General features: G+C 53.2%; 2 protein-coding genes. Both read left to right on the top strand.

The window, feature by feature from the left end; translation table 11 throughout:
- Positions 1 to 470: 470 nt before the first annotated feature.
- Positions 471 to 710 carry a hypothetical protein gene (locus tag L5656_RS11155; protein WP_297202951.1) on the top strand — a complete coding sequence of 80 codons (240 nt, stop codon included), beginning with the start codon at positions 471 to 473 and terminating at the stop codon, positions 708 to 710.
- Between the two features lie 216 nt (positions 711 to 926).
- A complete protein-coding gene (locus tag L5656_RS11150) occupies positions 927 to 2,261 on the top strand; it encodes a stalk domain-containing protein (protein WP_297202949.1) in 1,335 nt (444 codons plus the stop codon).
- Positions 2,262 to 2,767 lie beyond the last annotated feature (506 nt).

The following is a 2,767-nucleotide window of genomic DNA, read 5'->3' as shown; positions in this document are numbered from 1 at the left end:
TTGGGGTGACCGCTCTTGAGTCCGTGGGAATTCTAGTCGACTCTGTTAACAAGACGCTGAAACGCCTACCTGCCATTCCTCTAAAGTCAACCAGAGCCCTTTGAGCTAGGATCGGTTTCCATGAATTACCTTCGTGGTAACCGTAGGCATCTGCCAAGAGAAGAGAAAGTAAGGCATAGCCTATTGACAACAGCAAGCCATAAGCCTCGCTAGTTTCACTAGCAACGTCGCGTCCTCGTTGTCAGGAATAAAAAACATTTCCATTCTATTCCGGGCATAATCGTCGACTGTCCGTATTAGTCAGGCGGAGATCTCTGAAAAAAGAAAACTGGAGCAATCTGCCATAGCTGGAGGTGTCCGCACTGCCCGGCAGCAAGACCGTAGTGTGGCACCTTACGGGAGACGCCTGGGCGCTCTACACCCGCGACCCAGTGGTAGCGGAGGCCGCCGGGAAGGGTGGCCTCCGGAGGATGGCGGAGTACTATAACCTCAAAGAAGACGGGAAGCTGGTCGCCTGGCAGTTCGTGGGGCCGAAAGAGAGAATCGAGACCGTAGCCAGGGGCACTGCACTCACCCTTGCTGGAGAAAAGGAAGATGAAGATGAGGAAAAAGTGCTGCCTACAATTGAAGGAGCTCGCCCCGACACGCCGAAGCGGGGAAGGGGGCAGGGGGGAGGCGCTGGTGCGCCGGAGCAGCTCCGGCTCTTCTGAGCCCGCAGGTGCCTGGACCCTGGATTAATGGGAGGCTGGTGGGTTCCAAATGTCATAAATTGGCTACAGTACAGGGTATCCCAAAAACGAAAAATAACCGCGAACCTTCGATTTCCCGGGCTAATCCCCAAAAAGTTAATTACACTGCTGTTGCACGGGTTTTAGCAAAGTTCGGGCAAACGTTTTTTAGTTCGGATAGGAGAGAGGGGAGAAACCTTGCCGTACTGCCCTGTCAGTACCAGGAAGGTAACCTGTGTTGTGCTTACGGCCCTTATCCTTACCCTATTTTTTGTCTTTCCTGTCTGCGCCGAGGAAACAGGTGCGGTTCAATTCATCATAGGCAAAAGCTATTACGCTATAGACGGCAAAACCTACTCCATGGACGTGGCTCCTTATATAAAAGAAGGGCGGACCTTCCTCCCGGTGAGGTACGTGGCTATAGGTGGAGGAGTCGATGAGAAGAACATCCTTTGGGACGACAGGACAAATTCGGTAGTTTTGATAAAGGGCCACCGCGTCGTCACTCTTACCGCCGGAAGCAGGCAAATAACCGTAAACGGTGTTTCTTCCTGGATGGACGTAGCACCTGAAATAGTTCCGCCAGGCCGTCTGATGCTACCTGTACGCCACGTTGCCGAGGCGCTAGGGCTTCAAGTGGCCTGGGATGAAGTCAGCAGGACGGTCACCATTTTTCTCCAACCCCGACCCGAACCACCGCAACAACCTTACAAAGATTTTATCGAGAAAGAATACCACTGGCTGGATCCGGCTGGCAACGAGTGGACCTGGCATCTGACCATCCCCACAGAAATGTATAGTTTCTACAGGGCGCAACCCAGGATTCACGAACTCCTCATAAAGGGATACACAGACAGGGTAAATGAGCTGCGGCGGAGAGCGGAATTGCTCAAGCAATACATGGAATACTGGTACTACCAATGCCAGATCCGGCCGGGGGATTCTTACGAGAGCGCGTGGCAGAAATACTTGACTTACCTCCAGGCTTACAGGGTAGCTCGGGAAGAACTGGAAAAGATCCTGGTAGAGTATCGGGAGCTGGAGTCAGCCTACCGGCAGGCGGAATACCGCCTTATGCGGCAAGGTTATGTGCCGTACGTCTTTGAAGAAGCAAATTACAAATTGGCCGAAGGCCTAGCTTTAAAACTAGCGGAAAAAGCCCCTTCCGGGCACAAGGCCAAGCTCGAGTTTGCCGCCGCCTTTGTGCAGGGAGCCATACCTTATGTGGAGGAAACAGGAGAATACCCCAAGTACCCTGTGGAAACCCTGGTGGAAGGCGGTGACTGCGAAGACAAGAGCATACTGTTGGCCGCCATTCTCAAAGCCTTGGGCTACCGCACAGCGCTGCTCGTTTTCCCGGGCAATCCAGGACACATGGCCTTAGGCGTAGAGTGCCCAGAGGGGTGGGGCAGCTACTACCTTAAAGACGGTGTTAAATACTACTATCTGGAAACTACGTCTCCCGGCTGGCGGTTGGGCGAAGTGCCGCCGGAACACTATGGTAAAAGCGCTCTGGTCTATCTGGTTCCGTAAGCTCAAAGGAATGTAGCATGCACGCACAACACGACAACAGACGAGCTACCTTTATGAGTACCAGGTTCTATGACAATTTTTCCCTTCAGCTGTTAGGAAACATAACCGGGTTTGCCAGAACGCCAGAACCCGAAACGGAAACCTCTGGAGGGGAGTGCATGCCGCGCGTAGAAAAGATGATGCACAAAGGGAGTGCCTGGTGGAAGCACGGGCGCCGGAAGGGCCTTGCGCTAAGGGAGAACCCGCCCGAAAGATGGGGGACCTCAGCGGAGGGTCCGGCACCGGGGATGGACGGAACAGACCCAGGAGCGGACGCACACGTCCGAGGGCAGACTGGGTCATATTACAAAAGCGGCATTTGGGTGCAGTTTCCAATTCCTCCGTGCATTGAAATTACTACGTTTTAAAATTTCCGCCGATGACAGCAAAATATCAAGCCTCCCCGTCCTATAGGGCAGGGAGGCTTAATATTTTACCCTAGTTTGGCCTCTATTTTACCTCAATGA

Source organism: Thermanaeromonas sp., assembly GCF_021890735.1.
Classification (GTDB): domain Bacteria; phylum Bacillota; class DSM-521; order Neomoorellales; family Neomoorellaceae; genus Thermanaeromonas.
This window is presented reverse-complemented; position numbering and strand designations above follow the sequence as displayed.

Excerpts from the sequence above, each read along its gene's own strand:
- L5656_RS11155 (WP_297202951.1), top strand. The coding sequence starts at position 471 with ATGGCGGAGTACTATAACCTCAAAGAAGACGGGAAGCTGGTCGCCTGG.